We start from the raw sequence: 18,246 nt of genomic DNA, 5'->3' as shown, positions 1-18,246 counted from the left end.
AAGACACTCTGCTACTGCAGAATGCCTCCACGTCTTTTATTTTCCATAAACAATTCTTCAATCGCTTCCACTGGCAACGGTCTGCTGAAATGATAGCCTTGTCCAACCACACAGCCGTTTTTAAGCAGAAATTCAACCTGCTCCTGTTCCTCTACACCTTCTGCAATAACACTGAATTTAAGATTGTGTCCCATGTCAATGATCGTCTTGACCATCGCTCCCTGGTTGGAATGCTGTGTGATATCATCAACGAATGATTTGTCGATCTTTATTTTATCAATCGGAAAATGCTTCAGTAAGCTTAATGATGAATATCCGGTTCCAAAATCGTCAATCGCGAGTGTTACGCCAAGCTCCTTTAGTTGGTCCAGAATCAAAGCTGTTTTCTCGCTGTTCTGCATGACACTTTCTGTGATTTCAAAATCCAGATAATTTGGTGCTAGCTGAGTATCGAACATTACCTGTTTTACACAATCAATGAAAGTATCTTCCTGCAGCTGGCGAACAGATATGTTTACTGACATCGGTATTGGGCTGTAGCCTTTCTCCTGCCATTCTTTGTTTTGCGCAGCCGCCTTTTCCAGCACCCATTTACCAAGAGGAACGATCAATCCCGTTTCCTCGGCCATAGGGATAAATTCAGCTGGTGAGATGATGCCTTTCTCAGGATGCACCCAGCGCACAAGTGCTTCTACCCCGATGATTTCCCCGGTTTCCAGATTTACCTGTGGCTGATAATGGAGCATAAGCTGGTTTTGCTCCAACGCTTTTCTAAGGCCATTTTCCAACTCCATTTTTCGCGAGGAGAGTCCGTGCAGCTTGTCGGTATAAAACTGGTAGTTGTTCTTCCCGCGATCTTTTGCGAGATACATCGCCGTATCAGCATGCTTGATCAGCGTTTCCTCATCCTGACCATCCTCTGGTGCCATGCTGATTCCAATGCTTGGGGTCACGAAGAACTCCTGGCCTTCGATGGTAATCCCTTCATTAAATTCATTAAGGATTCCTTCTGCGACTTCAACGACTTGTTCCTTCCCGAAATCCTTAAGTACAATGATGAATTCATCACCGCCCTGGCGTGTTACAAGCCCCTGCTCTTTGACCGCATTTTTCAACCTGGTGGCAACAACCTTTAACAATAGGTCGCCAACACGGTGGCCTTTCGTATCATTGATAATCTTGAAACGGTCGAGATCAAGAAAGAGTACTGCGAGATTCCCGTTGCCGTTTGATAGTGCAGCATTCAGGTGCTTCCTGACCATATTCCGATTCGGCAGTCCGGTAAGAACGTCATAATAGGCCATATATTTAATGGTTTTTTCCGCCTTCTTGCGCTGCGTCAGGTCACGGCCAACAATTTGTTCAGCCATTCTTCCTTCGTATAAAATCGGCATCGCGGACATTTCGACATCAATTTTTTGTCCGTCTATTTGTGTTGCTTTAAATTCGAACCACAATTTTTCCTCAAAATCCTCATCTATTGTTAATTCACGATTTTTTATATGAGCCAGTACATCAAGGGGAATAAGCTTGGATATCGGCTGTCCGATTAATTCCTCTGGACTTTTTGCCTTGAACAATTTGCATCCGGCTTCATTGATATAATCCAGCTTTCCTCTGCTGTATACAGCAATCAAATCGGGCGACATTTCCACAAGGCTTCGATAGCGCCCTTCACTTTCCTGCCGGTCGGTAATGTCGAAAAGGACACTGGTAAAATCAACAAAATTTCCGTTTTCATCAATGACGGGAATGCCTCTATCCTGAATCCAGCGCACTTCTCCATCGGGGCGAATGATTCGATACACACTGGTGACTGCTTCTCCTCTTGATAATCCATCTTCCCTGTCAGCTAAAATGCGCAGATCCTCTGGGTGGATGACTTTTTTCCAGAGCGTGTTGTCATTATAAAACTCTTCAGACGAATGTCCGTATAATTTTTCGATACCAGAGGTTATCAGCAATGTGTCCGTTTTCAGATCATGTGACCAGATCGCGACATCCAGAGTATCAAAAATGCTTTTTAGTCGCTTTTTATGTCCTTCTAAATCCTCTGCTGTATTTTTCACCGCTTTGAATACCCGGAAGACCAATGCGATAAAAACAAAGGAGACAGCCAGATCAATCAAATAGCCAACACCTTCACTTATGGGAAAATAAAATGAAGTCAGCCAATCAATTAACTCCGCGAACAGAAGAAAAAATATGATAGATAATCCGGTGTATCTTTGTATCTTTCCGTCACTGCCCATTCAAACATTTCCCCCAGTGCCACGCCGCATGATTGTCTTGAAAAAAATACTAAATATTCCTTTATTAACATAACAAACATACTAGGTCGCGCACAATGGAATTATTCCAAATGGCCCATAAAACTGATGAATTTTGCCATTTTCAAAACTGGTAAAAAAGGTGAAGTATCAAAGAGCTATCCCCAGCACCGTTGATAATTCACGCTTTTTTTCGTTCAAATAGATTTGGTCGAGGTCCTTCAACTCGTTTGAATCGAACTTTTCCATGCTGTAAATATACAACTCCCAAATGCTTTTCTTCAAGGAATCGTCAGCTGTTTTTCCGATCAATAGAAAAGCGTCGATGAGGGCTGTAAGAATGGAAAAGTCCTGACTCCCATAATGGACAATTTGGTAAAAGGATAAATACAAGATGTCCATAGTCCGTTTTTGCTTCCCGATAAACCTCGGCTGCATATCTTCATCATAATAGGCTATATAGCGCCCATTCGAACGGACACGGCATAGATGGGACAAGGCCATGCCCAAATAGGAAATACAGACTCTTGCGGTGTTTGGGTCATTAATTCCTGGTGAGATGGCCCTTAAAGCAACCTCCACAATCTTCTGAAGCGCAAATTCAGGATCCTGGATTGATGACCGCTCTTTACCCAGCTTTAAGTATTGATTCAGGACGGCATCAATATCCTCGTTGATTTCACCGCTATGATGGACTCTGAAGGCAATGCTGTCCTCTGTCATAAAATCACCGTTCAAGAAATTGGCTTCAACCCCAAGTTCGTTCTGAGATGCATATTTCAATAGTCCCTGATAGTCGGTCAGCTGAACATAACCGAACCCTCTGCATTTTACATCCCGAACATATTCATAGGTGAAACCAGCATCTTTTCTGTCGTCTATTACGTTCGTGTACTCACTTTCCAATGTATCTTCCTGTCTTCTAATGACCTTTAATGCGCCCTCAGTAATCTCCCGAATCAGCGTACTCACCTGGACGGAGGTTGCGACATTATGGATAAAATAGGCGAAGAATGCGAGACAAATGAACGCAATGAAGACTCCAACCGTAGCTGAGATCACCTGGCTCTCATACCAAGTTTCACTCATGAACAACAGCGACAGAATCGAGTATACGAAGCCGCCCATGAAGATTCCGAGCACCCGCATCGTCACAGGATCCTCAACGAAGTTACTCAGCGTCCTCGGTGAAAATTGAGATGAATATGTAGTAAGCACGACCATGATCGTCGAAAAGGTGATGGTCGTCATCGTCAGCAGCGCCCCAGAAATCGAACCTAAAATTGTCTGTGCCAACTCAACATTAGTCAGCAAAAACGAAGGGACTATTCCCTGTGCCAGCTCATTATGATCGATATAAATCACGGCCAAAGCCAGCAGGAATGCCAATACACTATAAATGACCGGTCTCAGCCACATACTTTCCCTTATTCGTAAAACAATCTTTTTCAACATACTTTCCAGCCCCTTAAGTTACCAACTCTTTCCTTACTTATTTAGACCATTTAGGGGATGTTTAATCCTTTCTGCTATATTTAATAGGGTTTCTACTACTTTACTATAAGCTCTTTTCGTAAATTTTATTGCTCGGACATCAAAAGCGTCCAGTGGTACTAGGAGCTGGACGCAGTTTATATTATGACATATAGTTAACAATAAAAAGCATCAAAGAAGCGGTTCTCTTCTTTGATGCTTTTGCTTTTATCCTTCCAAAATTTCTTTCAGGTTTCTCAGGTCCTTCATATTTGCCTTTTTCATCATTGAAGCCATAAAAGGTGAAACCAGTTTTGAAAAACCTGTTGGCTCTCCTTGGTTCCTCAGTGTCATCCGTGTTGTGTTTGCGTCAACTGCATTCCATGTGTATGTCGTCTTCATCGGAAATGGCCCTTCTGAGGTTTGCATAACCATTTTCCTTCCGGGATCATACTCTACAATCTCATAAATATAAGCAAGTTCCCGGCCAAGGAACTTGGCTTTGAAAGCAATTTTCGAACTAAGATTCAATGGTTTCTCTGTTAGCCATTCAGCACTATCAATATTCACATACCATTCAGGAGCATTGTCAGGATTCGCTGCGTAATCTGATACCTGATCAACCGGGGATTTTATTTCTATTTCAGTCAGGACGTCTACCAATATAATTCCTCCAAGTTACAGCCTTTTTGAACATTATAATATAGTTTGAGCCAGATTCATCAATTCGTTTGCAGTTTCCTAAGGATTGACCACAGGAAGCTTGAAAATAACCCAGCAGTGGAATATTCTTAAATGTATACTTCATATTTAAGGATGGGATTAACCTGCGTATCAATAAATTCATCAGCGAAACTGGTAAAACGTCAAGGCGGGGCGCGGACCGGCTCATTGAGGAAGGTCGCGTGTCTATCAATGGAAAGGTTGCGAAAATCGGCAGCCAGGTTGAGCCTGGAGATGTCGTTCGCCTGAATGGCGAAGAAATCAGGATGGCACAAAACTATGTATATATTGCTTTGAATAAACCTGTCGGGATTACAAGCACAACGGAAAGGCATGTGAAGGGCAACATCATCGACCTTGTCAATCACCCGCTAAGGATTTTCAACATCGGACGACTTGATAAGGATTCAGAAGGCTTAATTCTGCTAACAAATGACGGTGATATCGTCAATGAAATCCTCCGCGCCGAAAACAAGCATGAAAAGGAATATATCGTTTCCGTGGACAAACCGATTACTCCAGAATTCATCAAGGCGATGTCAGAAGGCGTAAGGATTCTTGGCACAAAAACTCTTCCAGCAAAGGTCGTCCAATTATCAAAATACGAGTTCAATATCATCCTTACCCAAGGATTGAACAGGCAAATCCGCCGGATGTGTGAAACTCTTGGATACCAGGTTGTCAGGCTGCAGCGCATCAGAATCATGAACATCCACCTTGGAAACCTGCCAATTGGTCAATGGCGTGACCTGACAAAGAAAGAAAAAAGGCAGCTTTTCAGTGACTTGAATTACGAGCCTAAGGAATGGTAAAAGGATGAGCGACCCTGCTCATCCTTTTTATTTTAGATAGATGCCGCTCTGGGCTGGTCTTCCTCCCTCAGCAGCTTGAGGAACATTTTTCCACGGTAAAGATAGAAAACCATAGCGAACAGGCTGAATCCACACACTGCCAGCAGCAGCCAAACGGGCAATTTTTCAAGCAGGAAACCAAACAGGATAAATCCTAATGGTGTCATCGCACTTGCCCCTGTTTCAAGGAGGGACATGACCCTTCCCCGATATTCATCAGGTGTATTTTTTTGTAAAAGGACACTCACTGGTGTATTGATAAACATGATGGATGCTGACAGAATCAGGACCATACTCATCAAAAAGCCGAAGATAACTACGTTTGACAGTCCCATGAAGACTGGGACTGCAGGGAGCCCGATCATCATCAATACAACGGATAGCAAAACCATGCCTCCAGTGATTGATAACTCCTTCCTCCTGATTTCCTTCCTCGCTGACAGGATGAGCGCCATGACCAGCATCCCGATAGAGAATGCCCCTTCAATGATTCCAAGCTGGACCGGGGACATTTCCCTGACTGTTAAAACTAAATAAGGCATGGCTACGGGAAATACTGCAAACCAAAAATTCAGCCAGACACTGAGGATCACCAGGTGGAGGAGAAATGGCTGAGCTTTAATATAGGAAGCTCCTTGTTTCAGGTCCTCGGACATGCTAGTTGATTTTTTGTTTTCCGTTTTCTTTGAAAAAAGATTGTATTCTATGAGGATGCTCGCAAATGCTGAGAAGATATAAGTTAGTATGTTCAATGCCATGAAGAGGTGTAGTTGAATGATGCCAAAGAAGACTCCGCCAAGCACCGGGCCTAAAATAGCTGAAAGGGAAATCGCTGCCTGGTTCAGGGACATCGCTCTTTGAAGGAAGTCCGGACCCACCATATTATAGATCGAAGAGGTAACGGCTATTGAATAGAAGGTACTAATGATGCTCAATCCTGTTGTCGCAACATACAAAATCCAAATTTCCTGCGAGAAAAACGTGAAAGCTCCTAAAATCACTCCCAGCCAAATGGCACTGGCAAAATTGGAGGAGATGATGATTTTTTTACGGTCAAGACGGTCACTCAAGGTACCCGCAACCGGAGCAAGCAGAATCCGCGGCAGCATGCTAAGCACCAGTGTGAAGGCAAAATTCAAGCTCGATCCTGTTTCTGCAAGGATATACAGCCCGATGGCGAAAGCGTAAATCGATGAACCGAGGACCGCAGTGACCTTACCGACGAGAAACAGAATCAGATTTTTTTTAACTGCGCGTTCCAATTATCTCTCCTCCTCTTTCTCCTTCTTCAAGGAAAAATTAATTTCATATGAAATTTTATCCTTTTCACTTTTACCTGCAGATTTTTTAACATATTTCAAGAATAATAAATCAATATCAGCCTGCAGTTCCTTTTTGTCTTCCTCAGTCAAAGATACGTATGTTCCCTGACTAATCACTGATTCTGAATTCGGAACCGCTCCCTCATTCTTCAAGTTAAAATGAGTGGCCTTCGAACGATAGTATTTCTCAATGATGCCTCGATTTTCTTTCGTTTCCTCAAGCTCAAGAATCCCGCCATTGTACAGCTGCTGAATGTGATAATGAATGCTGCCAGCTGACTTCCCGAGTTCATCCGCAACCTGCTTTGCCGTCATTGCCTTCATCGCAAGCAAATAAATGATTTTTACTCGCAATGGACTAGAAATCAACTTTTGCTGCTCAAGATTCACTTCCATTGTTTTCTTTGTATATTCCAACTCAATTCACCTTCCAATATATTCATATGTTCTATTTTTATTTTACGTTCTAACTTTTTAGAATGCAATATTTTTTTAGAATAACTCCAATGAGACTAGCATGGAAGAATGAAGTATGGTGTAATAATCACATAACGGTCACTGATTGGAGTTTTTTAAATGAACAAAAATAATACGAGGAACCCATTAAGCGAAGAAGAGCTTACCACAATTTTGCTCGCTGCTAATGAAATCATTATGTACGGCGGGAAAGGCCTGCTTGGCAAGATTCTTTCAGGCTCAAAAGATAAGAGGATTTATACAGCTGACCTCCATCATTCCCCTATGTACGGCGCATTTGCAGACATAAAACAGAAGGAAGTCATGGAGAAGGTTGAATGGGTGTTAGCTAATGGCTACCTGACGACAGACGAAAAGCTCTCACTGCTTATGTATACGGACAAAGGATGGGACTTTGTTAAAGATGAATTGGCAGAGAGTATCTACACCGAGTTCGCTCTGGCTGCTGAGTTTGGGAGATATGAGTATGTGGATTTCATCCTTGGTCAGCATCCAGAATTAAAAATGGATTTACTCGACCTCATTGAAAAGCGAGACAGCAAGGAACTGATCGACATCCTGATAGAATGGCTGGAGCTTGAGAATTTCAAACCTATTCCAGAAAGGATCCGCGAAGTCCTACAGAAACTGGATAAAGGAAATTCAAACAAACCGCAGAACACGGATGAATCGAGCCCTTTTGAGGCAAATAAAAAATGGCTTATGATTCCTTCTGATGTTCGTCAGCTGCTCGTACGGAACGTTTTTTGCGGACATTGCATGGACACCGTGCAAATTGAGAAATATGTAATCAAGGGTTTCCGCGACAGTGTTGTGCTTGAAGGAAAATGCAAAAACTGTGGCAATGACGTAGTTCGAGTTATTGATTAAGGCTCTGGCCATAAATTTCAGACACTACACTTTTATAAAACATAGATATTACTGCTACTTGGTTTGAAGCCGAGTATTATTTTTGGCATAAAAACAACGATGTCTACAAATATCATCCCTTCCCATCGTCTTGGTGAGGGAATCGGAACTTAAAAACACGGTGGAATCTTTCCACCGTGTTTTTAGCCTTTAATATGGCACCATGAATCGTAATATTCCTGATTTTTTAAAAAATATTCCCAAATCTAGAAATCAACAGCATATTCCTGAAATTATACCTGTTTAATGTTTATCTTTATTTCCCCTTCTGACCTCATGCCTGCTGATATACAGCCACATTGCGATATAAGTCAGGAATAGCAAAACGAGAAACACAGGTGCTGACAATACATTTTGTATCAACAAATTAAGCCACCTCTTTTACTTTGGGCTGTTTTCGTAAAGATTGTTGTTAAAATCCTAAAGCCGATTTTAACGTAATATTCCCCCCCCATTTTGCAGGTCGGTAAGAAGTTCCATGCTCTTTTCTCAATAGAAGCATTAACTTTAAGAAGGAATATAGGTAATTCAATCCAATTGTGTATTCAATAGCAACAAAGTTTGAGAAAAAAGCCTTTACTTTAGGCTGTCCAGTGGGAACGGAAAAAATAAATAGAAAATGATCGCTAGCGGGATAGAGATGATCCATGCGATCACCGGTTTCCGATAATGTATCCACAGGACCACAAACAAAATCAAATTCAGCCAAATGTTGTGCCAGCTGTTCCAGCCATTATCGTAAACATACATTCCCCTGTGAGCGAATAGAGCCTCAATGATCGTATAAAAGGCTACCCATATGCCGACATAGATCAGCTGATTCCTCCTAGTGGATGGAAACCGCTGCAGATAAATCATCAACCCTACCGGACAGATGAAAAAAGTGAACGCGATATTGATAATCGAGTGGTTCAGCCAATCAGCTGTTATTCCACGGAATGCCCATAAAGTGTGATTATAATAAAGTGTGTTGTAGAGCAGGTTCACCATCATAAAAAATAGAATAGTTGAGTATTGCCTTTTCCATTGTGACCAATCAACAAATTTATAAGCGAAAAAAATCCAGACTGCTATGACCAATAATAGATACATGCTTCTCTCTCCCCGAAAATACTGATTTTATCAGTTATTTCCAGCAGAAAAGTTTTTATACAATTCAAAAAGACCTGATATTGAATAGTCAGGTCTCACTAAAAGGTAGTTATCTAGAAACAATAGAAAGGACATTGAATAGTTTTCTCTGCTTCCGATAAAGCTCCTGAGCTTCTTTTATGGTGATTTCAGCAAAGCCAATTTTTGTTCCAGGCATCGCCTGTGCAAGCAGGGGAAGATCGACAGAAATCACTGTCGCAATCCTGGCATATCCGCCAGTCGTCTGCCGTTCTGCCATCAATATGATTGGCTGCCCGTTTGACGGTACCTGGATTCCTCCTGCTGGAATGGCATCAGAAATGATATCGGCTCCGCCAATGTGGCCAAGCTCGGGACCTTCAAGGCGAAAGCCCATTCTGTTTGACTGGGGTGATATCGTGTATTCATTTGATAAGAATCGCTTTATGGCATCAGGATGAAATTTTTCCAGATGAGGGCCGAGAATCACCCGAATTACAAGCTGGGCATTATATTCAGGTATAAATTCTTTATGTAAAAAACGATTTTTCCGGACAAAAGGCCTTCCATGTACAATATCCCCTGCCTCGAGTGCCCGGCCATTAAAACCGCCCATGGCGCCATTTATAAACGTGGACTTGCTGCCTAGCACGAGGGGGACATCAATTCCGCCGGCAAAGCCAATGTACGCCCTTGTCCCGCTTTCCACTTTACCGAATGACAGAATATCTCCTTTTTTAAAAACAAAGCTTTTCCACATCGATACTTTTTTCTTGTTCACCATTGGCTGCAGATTCCCGCCGCAAATGGCAACCGACACATCCGTCATTGCTTCAAGACTGGGTCCGAGCATCGTAGCTTCCAGCCCTGCCTCATGAAGAGGGTTCCCGACCAGGAGGTTGGCCATTTGCAAGGAATAGGGATCCATCGCCCCTGAAGGACTGATGCCATACTGCTGATAACCCGTTCTCCCTAAATCCTGTATTGTTGTCTGCAGGCCGGGCTTAAGGACTTTAAAAAGAAATTCCGTCATAGAGAATCCCAGCCTCTGCCTACTTCTATTCCTTCAGTTTTTAAAGCTTCATTTAACCTTACTGCAAAATCAAGGGCCTGTGGTTCATCTCCATGGATGCAAATGGTATCTGCCTTGATTTCAATCTCTGTCCCGTCGACTGCCTCAATTCTTCCTTCACGTACCATCCTAACCACTCTTTTTATTGCTAAACTTGGATCGTGGATGATTGCGTTGGTCTCCGAACGCGGCGTCAGCGAACCATCAGGCTGATAGGTACGGTCTGCAAACACTTCATGCGCCACTTGCAAACCTTTTTCCTCTCCCGCTTTCACAAGACAGCTGCCTGCAAGTCCGAATAAAATAAATGTTGGATCGGTGTCTGCCACTGCCCCCGCAATGGCATCGGCGATTTCTTTATCTTTTGCAGCCATATTGTACAGTGCGCCATGCGGCTTTACATGAACGACTTTTGTTCCACAAGTTTTCGCTATCGCAACAAGAGCGCCAATCTGGTATATAGTCAGATTGTAAATTTCATCGGCACTTATCTTCATTTCTCTCCTGCCGAAACCATGCAAGTCAGGAAAGCCAGGGTGCGCACCAATTTTCACTCCAAATACTTTTGCCATTTTCACCGTTTCCATCATGACATTATGATCACCGGCATGATACCCACAGGCGATGTTGGCAGAAGTGATATGCTTTAACACTTCCTGGTCATTGCCAATTCTAAATAATCCGTAGCTTTCACCTAAATCACAATTAAGATCGACACTAAACACTTTACATCACCTCTTTTCAATCCTTTTTACCTCGTATGTATCGCCCATTTGTTTTATCGTTAAAAATTGCTCCTCACTGATTGGTACAAATTTAATATATTGACCTGAACCGAACAGGAATGGCTCCTCCTTCTCCGGAGAAAACAAGGTAACAGGAGTGGTACCAATGATCCTCCATCCTGAAGGAACATCAGCAGGATAAATACCTGTCTGATTTCCGCCAATCCCGACAGCACCGGGCACCACACTCTGCCTTGGCTTCTCGAGTCTCGGCACAGCCAGCTTTTCAGGCAAGCCTCCCAGATACGGAAACCCAGGCATGAATCCCATCATATAGATGAGGTATTCCCTGTTTGCATGAATATCGATGACTTCCTGCTTCTCCATTCCATGATAATCAGCAACATAAGCCAAATCCACGCCCCATTCTCCGCCATAACAGACTGGTATTTCATAGACGAACTTCCTGTCTGATTTAGACTCCCCGGGAGACAGGCTGACTTTTTCAAGCTCAGCTTTGAGAGATTCATAGGCGATCATCTCAGGTTGGTAATAAATCGTTAGAGATGTATAGGCAGGCACCCATTCTATGATGCCTCTAATCTTTTCTATTTCCAGCTTGCTGACGAAAAGCTGTATTTGCCTGTTCGTTCTTTCATTAATTTCATTACCAAATGACAAAACTACAGCCACATCACCCAGAGGCGAAATTTTAAACTCCATCCCTTCTCTCCTTTTAAAAATGCCAGACAAGTTTCATCTGGCATCCTCTCTTATTTTCGTACTCCAACCGTGGCACATGTTTCAACAATCACCTTCAGTGCTTGGGCCATTGTTTCCTGGGGCAATGACGGCAGTGAGGGATTGATGGCTGACATTTTCGTCGATGCGGGAAAATGGATAAATCCAGCCTTGATGCTCAAATTATTTTTTCGAATATGATTTAAAACAGCATATAAGGTATTATTGCAAATAAATGTACCGGCACTGTTTGACACAGCTGCAGGAATGTTCAGTTCCTTCAGATTCTTCTCGATCAGACGGTTGGGCAAGGTGGCGAATAATCCATCCGGTCCATCCTCATCAATCATTTCATCTGTTGGGATCTTCCCTTTATTATCAGGATAAGGATCACCAGAACCCGTATCCTTTACATTGATTCCGATCCTCTCCGGAGTAATCGCCGTCCTGCCTGCCGCCAGACCACAGGAAATCACCACATCCGGCTGGATATCATCCATCTTTTTTATTAGTTCTTCCGCGCACTCATCATAATTGACCGGCAATAGGATTGTTGAGATTTCCACATTTTCAATTTCAAAACTTTCCGCTTCGTGCAACAATTCCTCAGTAGGATTGATGTTCATTTTGCCAAACGGCTCAAAGCCGGATATTAGAACTTTCATTTAGCAGACCTCGTTTCACGGTTTAAACTTAATTGGATGTATTAAAAATTTTACTATAGTTAACTATGGATATATACCATTTAAACTCGTAAAATTTGGTTTAGTTTTAATATTCTAATAAATAATAGGTGATTAAGTGGAAATAGAATACGGCAAAGCTACACAAAGTGAATTGGAAGAGATTTTTAGCTTGGCGGGTGTGAACAGGGCCGAGGCTACTGGGATACAGGCTGATAATAACAAAGAAGAGATGATAGCATCTTACGAGAATTCCCTGGACCATGGGGCTTATTTTCTTGTTGCCAGAACTCAGGAGTTTTTGCTTGGCTGGGTGCTGGTGGACCGGAGCCTGGATTGGTTCACACATAAGGAGATTGGATGGATCAGTGATGTATATGTAAAACAGGAGTTCAGACAGAATGGCGTCGCAGAATCCTTGATTGAGCAAAGTCTGGTCGAATTCAAACACCTCGGATACAATGATGTCCGCCTGAATGTATTTTCTTTTAACGAAAAAGCTATTCGCTTATACGAGAAAATAGGCTTCAAGGAAGTCCATAAATTTATGAGGGTAGAAATATAGGGAAGAATTACTCATCCAATTGTAAATAACCTCAAGGAAATATTCCTAAATAATTTTATAAATCCCTTACTCTCTCTAAACAAAATTGAAATAGGGGCTAAACATTTCTCCGTTAATCTATCACTGTTACATAAATCATGCAGAGGAGATGGAGAAATGAAAAAAACATTAATCGGAACTGGAGTTGCCTTAACCCTTATGCTTAGTCCTTTTCAGCAGGTCTTTGCTGCTGAACCTACCACTGGTGAATTGAGGCAGTTCGATACTGTCGCACACCGCGGGGCTGCAGGTTATGCACCGGAAAACACAATCGCTGCATTTGATAAGGGCCTGGAAATGAAGGCGGATTACATTGAAATCGATGTTCAGCGCAGCAAAGATGGCGAATTGGTCGTGATTCATGACACTACTGTAGATCGGACAACAGATGGTACTGGCCGTGTTGGTGATTTGACGCTAGAAGAGCTGCGAAGTCTGGATGCCGGAAGCTTCAAAGGCGAGCAATTTGCCGGTGAAAAAATTCCTACCTTCAAAGAGATACTCGATCGCTATCACGGAAAAATTGGCATATTAATAGAATTGAAGGCACCTGAGCTTTATCCTGGAATCGAAGAAGCAGTGGCGCAGGAATTGACGGAAAGAAACCTGGACAAGCCTCAAAATGACAAGATTATTATCCAATCTTTTAACTTTGAATCCATGAAAAAGATGGATGCATTGCTTCCAAAAGTACCAATTGGTGTCTTAACCTATTCAAGTCTCTATACGACGGATGCTGCGCTTCAAGAATTCGCAAAATACGCTGATTTGTTCAATCCCAGTTATGGACTCGTTTCAAAGGAACTTGTCGATAAAGTCCACAACCTTGGAATGGAGATTCAATCTTGGACAGTAAGAAGCCCTGAAGCAGCTCAATTCCTGATTGATATGAAGGTGGATGGTATTATTACGGATTATCCTGATTATGTCGATCCGCGCAATTAAGCTTAAAACCTGTCCTGATTAGGACAGGTTTTTTAATTTGATTTTTATATATTTAATTATAAAATTAATTTTATTAATAATTATTAAATTAAATATTTACATTTTTAATTAATACATATAATATATACCTAAACACAACCGAAAGGAGGCAGTCATGGTATATCCTGTATTAACGAATTGTCCTGTTTGCAGCCAAACCCTCAAAATTACCAAGTTAAAATGTAATCACTGTGATACGACCATTGAAAATGAATTCGAACTTTCAAAGCTTGCATCTTTAACAAAGGAACAGCTACAGTTCGTCGAAACCTTCCTTGTATCCCGCGGAAATATTAAAGAAGTGGAAAAAGAACTCGGCATTTCCTATCCTACCGTCCGAGGAAAGCTTAACGATATTATCACCGCCTTGGGATATGACACTCAAAAGAAAAATGAGCTCGATGAGAAGAAAATCGTTGCGATGCTGGAGAAGGGTGAAATTTCTCCAGAAGATGCGATCAAACTTTTAAAAGGTGAATAGGGGGAATTATGATGAGTGAAGAAATTTCAAAGATTTTAACAATGGTACAAGAAGGAAAAATAGATTCCGAGAAAGGTGCCCAGTTGATTGCCGTACTCAAGGAAAAAGAAACGCCTGCCTTGCCTACCAAACAAAAGAAATACTTAGATAAAACATTAAAAATCCGGATTGCATCCAAGGCAAATGACAATGTGAACGTCAATGTGCCGATCAAGCTCGTAAAAGCACTTCTCAAAACGGGTCACAGCATCGCCGCAGGTATCCCTCAATCCCAACAGTACGTCAAGGACCTTGACGTCAACATGCTGATCGATGCAATCGAAAATGAACTGGACGGCAACATCGTTGACATCCAATCAGCAAACGGCGATACAGTTAAAGTCGTCATTGAGTAAAACGTATGCTGAAAATAAAAATAAAAACTTCTAATAAGATCGCATTCTTCCTCCCAGTCCCTTACAAAATCATAAAAACTGCCAGTTCCATTCTTGCTTCTAAAAAATTCAGGAACCAGATGCACAAATGGGCGAATCAGGATTCTAAAAATAAACATGTCCCCGATGCAATTTTCGATACTATACTAAACAAGCAGCTGATGAATGAAATGATCCGTGAACTGAGCAATCACAAAGGAACTGTGCTTGTTGATGCGAAATTGCATGATGGTACTGAGGTCATTGTAAAACTATGAAAGCAAGAAACCCTGCCTCCATTTGCAGCGAAGACAGGGTTTCTTTTTCAAAACAATTTTTCAAAGCAAACATATAATTCATGTCCTTCTGGCTTTCCATTCATCATTACTCTTCCGGTAATTGTATAACCCCTTTTTTCATAAAAGGAGACCGCGCCCTCGTTTCCGGAGTAGGTATCTAGCCGGAGCGCACCATATCCGTGATCCTTCGCAAATTCCTCGGCAAACTGCAGCATCTTGCTGCCATACCCGCCACCCTGTGCAGATGGGTCGACACAAAAAGAGTGGAGAATCAGCGGCTTTCCTTCTGTTTTAGACCAATTGGCATTCTCCCATTCCGGAGCCTGCCACTCATCAAGGACCATCACTCCAATGGTGTCCTCGTCTTTTATCAAGACAAACAACTCTTCACCCTGCATGGCATTTTCGAAGTACTCATGGTTAGGGTATTTTTCATCCCATTGTAAAATCCCTCTCGACTCAAGGTACTCTTTGCATTCCGCAAACATTGAGCCGATGACAGCCAAATCGTTTTCTGTAGCCCTCTCAATCCGTTCTTCAGCCATTTTGCGCTCCTTCACTGCCATTATTCACTGTCAGGCGTTATGTTAAAAAAGTTTGCACTTTTATTCTTCTTCTTTTCTTCGTTTTTCTTATTATCCATTTTCCCGTCGGATTCATAGCTTAATTTAAATTGATCATCCTTCTTTTTTTCATTCCTATTCCTCCTAAATTGAAATACTTACATGCCCGCCCTCCGCTTGAATAGCTATCTAAGATTCGTATTAGGACATTCCAGCCCAGAAAAAATCGAGTCGTCCTTTCTAAACAATATTCTGTACCTTTTTTTACCTCTGAATGCATAAAAAGCACCGGTTTCTAAAGAAACCGATGCTTAACACTTTAATATGCAAAGTGGTGATTGCCTATCTGTTTGGTCACTGTTCTCGTAAAAATCCATTGATCAGTCGCTAGCTTTGGATTGTAGTAATAAACGGATCCATATGAAGGATCCCATCCGAGCAAGGCGTCCTTTACTGCATGGTAAGCTGTATCGTTTGGCTGCAGATTGAACTGGCCATCATTTACTGCTGTAAAGGCATTTCTTTGAAATACAACATCCTGAACTGTATCAGGAAATTCATTGGAATCTACCCTGTTTAAAATCACTGATGCCACTGCAACTTGTCCCTGGTAACTCTCACCCCGGGATTCACCATAAACAACATGAGCCATCATCTCGATTTCCTGAATAAGCTTCGATGTCTGCGGGCCAACGCCTCCAATCGGTTCAAGTCCAAAATCTCTTTGAAGTTGCTTCACTGCTTCAGTAGTGATTGGCCCATAGTATCCGGTTGTCTGGGTATTAAAATAGCCGAGTTTCTTCAAAATGGATTGAACATATGTAACATCTGATCCAACTGACCCCATTCCAATGCTCGCTGCCTGAGCTCCTGGCTGGCCAAAACCAACAATTGCAAAAATGACGGATGCTGCTGCCAGACTCTTTATGTACTTCTTCAAACTCTCCACTCCCATTTCCATTTAACTTGTATGTATGATCATTTCCAGTGGCCTAACCAAATGCACCTCCTTTTTCATATCCATATACATTTCCCTGTTGTGCAAATGGAAAAACTCGTACAAAAGAATGTAAAATGACACTGGTACAATTTTCATAGTCCCGTATCTTTTTTCATCAAATTATCGTTATTAGGAAATATTGAAAAAAATATTTAGCTTTACGAAGGTTTATAATTATCGGATAATTATGGAGAAGTAAAAAATAATCGAAACCGAGAGGCAAAGGAAATGTGGAGAAATAAGAATGTCTGGATTTTATTGACCGGCGAGTTTATAGCCGGGTTAGGACTATGGCTTGGAATCATTGGAAACCTTGAGTTTATGCAGGAACAAATTCCTTCTGACTTTTTAAAATCACTGTTGCTTGCTGCTGGATTACTGGCTGGGATTGCAGTCGGACCTCTTGCAGGAAGATTGACAGACCAATACAGCAAAAAGACTGTCATGCTGATATCAGGTTTCGTACGAATCATCAGTGTCGTTTTTATGCTGATTGCCATTCAAACCAGTTCAGTATGGTGGATGCTTGTGTTCCTTGTGTTATTGCAAATATCTGCCGCATTCTACTTTCCGGCACTCCAGGCAGCAATCCCGCTTGTCGTTAGTGAGAAGGACTTATTGCAGCTGAATGGAGTCCATATGAATGTGTCCACGTTGTCTCGTATCATTGGGACTGCCGCTGCAGGACTTTTGCTTGTGGCCATTCCTTTGAATGCTGTGTATCTCCTTTCGATGGCTGCCTACATCGTCCTGTTCGGACTGACCTGGTTTTTACAGTTTGATGAAAACAAAAAGGCCTCTGCAGTCAAAGATGGTCAGCCAAAACAAGGGTTCAAAGACGTGTTCCCTATCATCGTCAAGCTGCCGATTGTGATGATGACCTTGATTTTGACCTTGATTCCGCTTATTTTCCTGGGCGGCTTCAACCTGGTTGTCATCAATATAAGTGAGCTGCAGGACAGTACTGCCATCAAAGGCTGGATTTATACCGCCGAAGGTCTCGCCTTCATGAGCGGCGCATTTTTGATCAAACGTATCAGCTATAAATTTTCACCATATAAAATTTTGTTTGCTAGCTCGATGCTGATCGGCTGGTCGCAATTGATGCTCTATTTTGCCAACCAGCCAGTTCTTACAATCATCGCCTTCCTGCTGTTTGGATTTTCAGTAGGCTGCTTCTTCCCGACAGCCGCTACCATCTTTCAGACTAGAGTGCCTAAAGATTTTCATGGCCGTTTCTTCTCGTTCCGGAATATGATGGACCGCGTCTTCTTCCAGGTCGTCCTGTTGATGACCGGATTCCTTCTCGATGCAGTCGGACTCCAGAATATGAGCGTCATGTTCGGTGCATTGTCAATCGTGATGACCACAATCTTTTTCATAAGGTCGCGCAATTTAAGAGCAAGCGCGGAAACCGAGCAAAGCGCGAGGTCGTAAATCATTGTAAAAGCTGCCACTTGAAGCTGGCAGCTTTTATTTACGGCATAAAAAGAGTTAGTAAAACAGGAGATGCAGCCTATTAACTTTATGACGGACACTTTTCTTC

Annotated in this window: 20 protein-coding genes; 8 read left to right on the top strand and 12 right to left on the bottom strand. The window is 42.2% G+C overall.

The window, feature by feature from the left end; translation table 11 throughout:
• Window positions 1-11: 11 nt before the first annotated feature.
• The 3 genes from TY49_RS10690 to TY49_RS10680 form a co-directional block, all read right to left on the bottom strand.
• Window positions 12-2,252 (bottom strand): sensor domain-containing protein, encoded by a 2,241-nt coding sequence (locus TY49_RS10690; RefSeq protein ID WP_041965902.1) that lies wholly within the window; start codon window positions 2,250-2,252, stop codon window positions 12-14.
• A gap of 168 nt (window positions 2,253-2,420) precedes the next feature.
• Window positions 2,421-3,725 (bottom strand): DUF2254 domain-containing protein, encoded by a 1,305-nt coding sequence (locus tag TY49_RS10685; protein WP_052442159.1) that lies wholly within the window; start codon window positions 3,723-3,725, stop codon window positions 2,421-2,423.
• 246 nt (window positions 3,726-3,971) lie between these two features.
• Window positions 3,972-4,406: an SRPBCC family protein gene (locus TY49_RS10680; protein WP_041965901.1), complete on the bottom strand. Its 435-nt coding sequence runs from the start codon at window positions 4,404-4,406 to the stop codon at window positions 3,972-3,974.
• Window positions 4,407-4,564: 158 nt separating this feature from the next.
• Between TY49_RS10680 and rluF the strand changes: the two genes are divergently transcribed.
• Window positions 4,565-5,278 carry a 23S rRNA pseudouridine(2604) synthase RluF gene (rluF, locus tag TY49_RS10675; RefSeq protein WP_232310441.1) on the top strand — a complete coding sequence of 238 codons (714 nt, stop codon included), beginning with the start codon at window positions 4,565-4,567 and terminating at the stop codon, window positions 5,276-5,278.
• Window positions 5,279-5,310: 32 nt separating this feature from the next.
• Here rluF and TY49_RS10670 read toward each other — a convergent pair whose 3' ends face one another.
• Window positions 5,311-6,579 (bottom strand): MFS transporter, encoded by a 1,269-nt coding sequence (locus TY49_RS10670; RefSeq protein WP_041965899.1) that lies wholly within the window; start codon window positions 6,577-6,579, stop codon window positions 5,311-5,313.
• On the bottom strand, window positions 6,580-7,056 hold the full coding sequence (locus tag TY49_RS10665) for an ArsR/SmtB family transcription factor (protein ID WP_232310439.1): 477 nt from the start codon (window positions 7,054-7,056) through the stop codon (window positions 6,580-6,582). It lies immediately after the preceding gene.
• A 159-nt stretch (window positions 7,057-7,215) separates the two neighbouring features.
• Here TY49_RS10665 and TY49_RS10660 point away from each other — a divergent pair, with 159 nt between their 5' ends.
• Window positions 7,216-7,986: an RQC-minor-1 family DNA-binding protein gene (locus TY49_RS10660; RefSeq protein ID WP_041965898.1), complete on the top strand. Its 771-nt coding sequence runs from the start codon at window positions 7,216-7,218 to the stop codon at window positions 7,984-7,986.
• 615 nt (window positions 7,987-8,601) lie between these two features.
• On the opposite strand, the gene TY49_RS10655 is transcribed toward TY49_RS10660, so the two are convergent.
• The 5 genes from TY49_RS10655 to TY49_RS10635 form a co-directional block, all read right to left on the bottom strand.
• Window positions 8,602-9,117, bottom strand: a complete 516-nt coding sequence (locus tag TY49_RS10655) for a CBO0543 family protein (RefSeq protein ID WP_041965897.1) — start codon at window positions 9,115-9,117, stop codon at window positions 8,602-8,604.
• 109 nt (window positions 9,118-9,226) lie between these two features.
• Window positions 9,227-10,168: a 5-oxoprolinase subunit C family protein gene (locus TY49_RS10650; RefSeq protein ID WP_041965896.1), complete on the bottom strand. Its 942-nt coding sequence runs from the start codon at window positions 10,166-10,168 to the stop codon at window positions 9,227-9,229.
• Entirely contained in the window at window positions 10,165-10,932 is a 768-nt protein-coding gene (locus tag TY49_RS10645) for a LamB/YcsF family protein (protein WP_041965895.1), read from the bottom strand. Before TY49_RS10645 ends, TY49_RS10650 begins: the two co-directional genes overlap by 4 nt.
• 6 nt (window positions 10,933-10,938) lie before the next feature.
• Window positions 10,939-11,655, bottom strand: a complete 717-nt coding sequence (pxpB, locus tag TY49_RS10640; protein ID WP_041965894.1) for a 5-oxoprolinase subunit PxpB — start codon at window positions 11,653-11,655, stop codon at window positions 10,939-10,941.
• A gap of 50 nt (window positions 11,656-11,705) precedes the next feature.
• Window positions 11,706-12,338 carry a pyroglutamyl-peptidase I gene (locus TY49_RS10635; protein ID WP_041965893.1) on the bottom strand — a complete coding sequence of 211 codons (633 nt, stop codon included), beginning with the start codon at window positions 12,336-12,338 and terminating at the stop codon, window positions 11,706-11,708.
• A 136-nt stretch (window positions 12,339-12,474) separates the two neighbouring features.
• On the opposite strand from TY49_RS10635, the gene TY49_RS10630 reads away from it, so the two are divergent.
• The 5 genes from TY49_RS10630 (at window position 12,475) to TY49_RS10610 (ending at window position 15,116) form a co-directional block, all read left to right on the top strand.
• On the top strand, window positions 12,475-12,921 hold the full coding sequence (locus TY49_RS10630) for a GNAT family N-acetyltransferase (protein WP_052442158.1): 447 nt from the start codon (window positions 12,475-12,477) through the stop codon (window positions 12,919-12,921).
• A 156-nt stretch (window positions 12,922-13,077) separates the two neighbouring features.
• Window positions 13,078-13,905: a glycerophosphodiester phosphodiesterase gene (locus TY49_RS10625; RefSeq protein WP_041965892.1), complete on the top strand. Its 828-nt coding sequence runs from the start codon at window positions 13,078-13,080 to the stop codon at window positions 13,903-13,905.
• A gap of 154 nt (window positions 13,906-14,059) precedes the next feature.
• Window positions 14,060-14,425, top strand: coding sequence for a DUF2089 domain-containing protein (locus TY49_RS10620; protein WP_041965891.1), 366 nt, complete (start codon window positions 14,060-14,062; stop codon window positions 14,423-14,425).
• A gap of 11 nt (window positions 14,426-14,436) precedes the next feature.
• The gene (locus TY49_RS10615) at window positions 14,437-14,820 is read left to right on the top strand and encodes an SHOCT-like domain-containing protein (RefSeq protein ID WP_041965890.1); all 384 of its coding nucleotides are present in this window, start codon (window positions 14,437-14,439) and stop codon (window positions 14,818-14,820) included.
• A gap of 5 nt (window positions 14,821-14,825) precedes the next feature.
• Window positions 14,826-15,116, top strand: coding sequence for a hypothetical protein (locus TY49_RS10610; RefSeq protein ID WP_041965889.1), 291 nt, complete (start codon window positions 14,826-14,828; stop codon window positions 15,114-15,116).
• A gap of 47 nt (window positions 15,117-15,163) precedes the next feature.
• Here the strand turns inward: TY49_RS10610 and TY49_RS10605 are convergent, their stop codons facing one another.
• Both TY49_RS10605 and TY49_RS10600 read right to left on the bottom strand, forming a co-directional pair.
• Window positions 15,164-15,682, bottom strand: coding sequence for a GNAT family N-acetyltransferase (locus TY49_RS10605; RefSeq protein ID WP_041965888.1), 519 nt, complete (start codon window positions 15,680-15,682; stop codon window positions 15,164-15,166).
• Window positions 15,683-16,019: 337 nt separating this feature from the next.
• A complete protein-coding gene (locus TY49_RS10600) occupies window positions 16,020-16,649 on the bottom strand; it encodes a cell wall hydrolase (RefSeq protein WP_232310438.1) in 630 nt (209 codons plus the stop codon).
• Between the two features lie 279 nt (window positions 16,650-16,928).
• On the opposite strand from TY49_RS10600, the gene TY49_RS10595 reads away from it, so the two are divergent.
• On the top strand, window positions 16,929-18,137 hold the full coding sequence (locus TY49_RS10595) for an MFS transporter (protein WP_041965887.1): 1,209 nt from the start codon (window positions 16,929-16,931) through the stop codon (window positions 18,135-18,137).
• Window positions 18,138-18,246 lie beyond the last annotated feature (109 nt).

Source organism: Mesobacillus selenatarsenatis SF-1, assembly GCF_000813125.1.
In the GTDB taxonomy this organism is placed as follows: Bacteria; Bacillota; Bacilli; order Bacillales; family Cytobacillaceae; genus Mesobacillus; species Mesobacillus selenatarsenatis.
The sequence above is the reverse complement of the archived record's forward strand: the minus strand, read 5'-3'. Positions and strand labels throughout refer to the sequence as shown.

Bases quoted from the DNA above. Each gene is read 5' to 3' on its own strand.
- TY49_RS10690 (WP_041965902.1), bottom strand. From the start codon at position 2,252: ATGGGCAGTGACGGAAAGATACAAAGATACACCGGATTATCTATCATA.
- TY49_RS10685 (WP_052442159.1), bottom strand. From the start codon at position 3,725: ATGTTGAAAAAGATTGTTTTACGAATAAGGGAAAGTATGTGGCTGAGA.
- TY49_RS10660 (WP_041965898.1), top strand. From the start codon at position 7,216: ATGAACAAAAATAATACGAGGAACCCATTAAGCGAAGAAGAGCTTACC.
- TY49_RS10655 (WP_041965897.1), bottom strand. From the start codon at position 9,117: ATGTATCTATTATTGGTCATAGCAGTCTGGATTTTTTTCGCTTATAAA.
- TY49_RS10650 (WP_041965896.1), bottom strand. From the start codon at position 10,168: ATGACGGAATTTCTTTTTAAAGTCCTTAAGCCCGGCCTGCAGACAACA.
- pxpB (WP_041965894.1), bottom strand. From the start codon at position 11,655: ATGGAGTTTAAAATTTCGCCTCTGGGTGATGTGGCTGTAGTTTTGTCA.
- TY49_RS10635 (WP_041965893.1), bottom strand. From the start codon at position 12,338: ATGAAAGTTCTAATATCCGGCTTTGAGCCGTTTGGCAAAATGAACATC.
- TY49_RS10625 (WP_041965892.1), top strand. From the start codon at position 13,078: ATGAAAAAAACATTAATCGGAACTGGAGTTGCCTTAACCCTTATGCTT.
- TY49_RS10620 (WP_041965891.1), top strand. From the start codon at position 14,060: ATGGTATATCCTGTATTAACGAATTGTCCTGTTTGCAGCCAAACCCTC.
- TY49_RS10615 (WP_041965890.1), top strand. From the start codon at position 14,437: ATGAGTGAAGAAATTTCAAAGATTTTAACAATGGTACAAGAAGGAAAA.
- TY49_RS10610 (WP_041965889.1), top strand. From the start codon at position 14,826: ATGCTGAAAATAAAAATAAAAACTTCTAATAAGATCGCATTCTTCCTC.
- TY49_RS10605 (WP_041965888.1), bottom strand. From the start codon at position 15,682: ATGGCTGAAGAACGGATTGAGAGGGCTACAGAAAACGATTTGGCTGTC.
- TY49_RS10595 (WP_041965887.1), top strand. From the start codon at position 16,929: ATGTGGAGAAATAAGAATGTCTGGATTTTATTGACCGGCGAGTTTATA.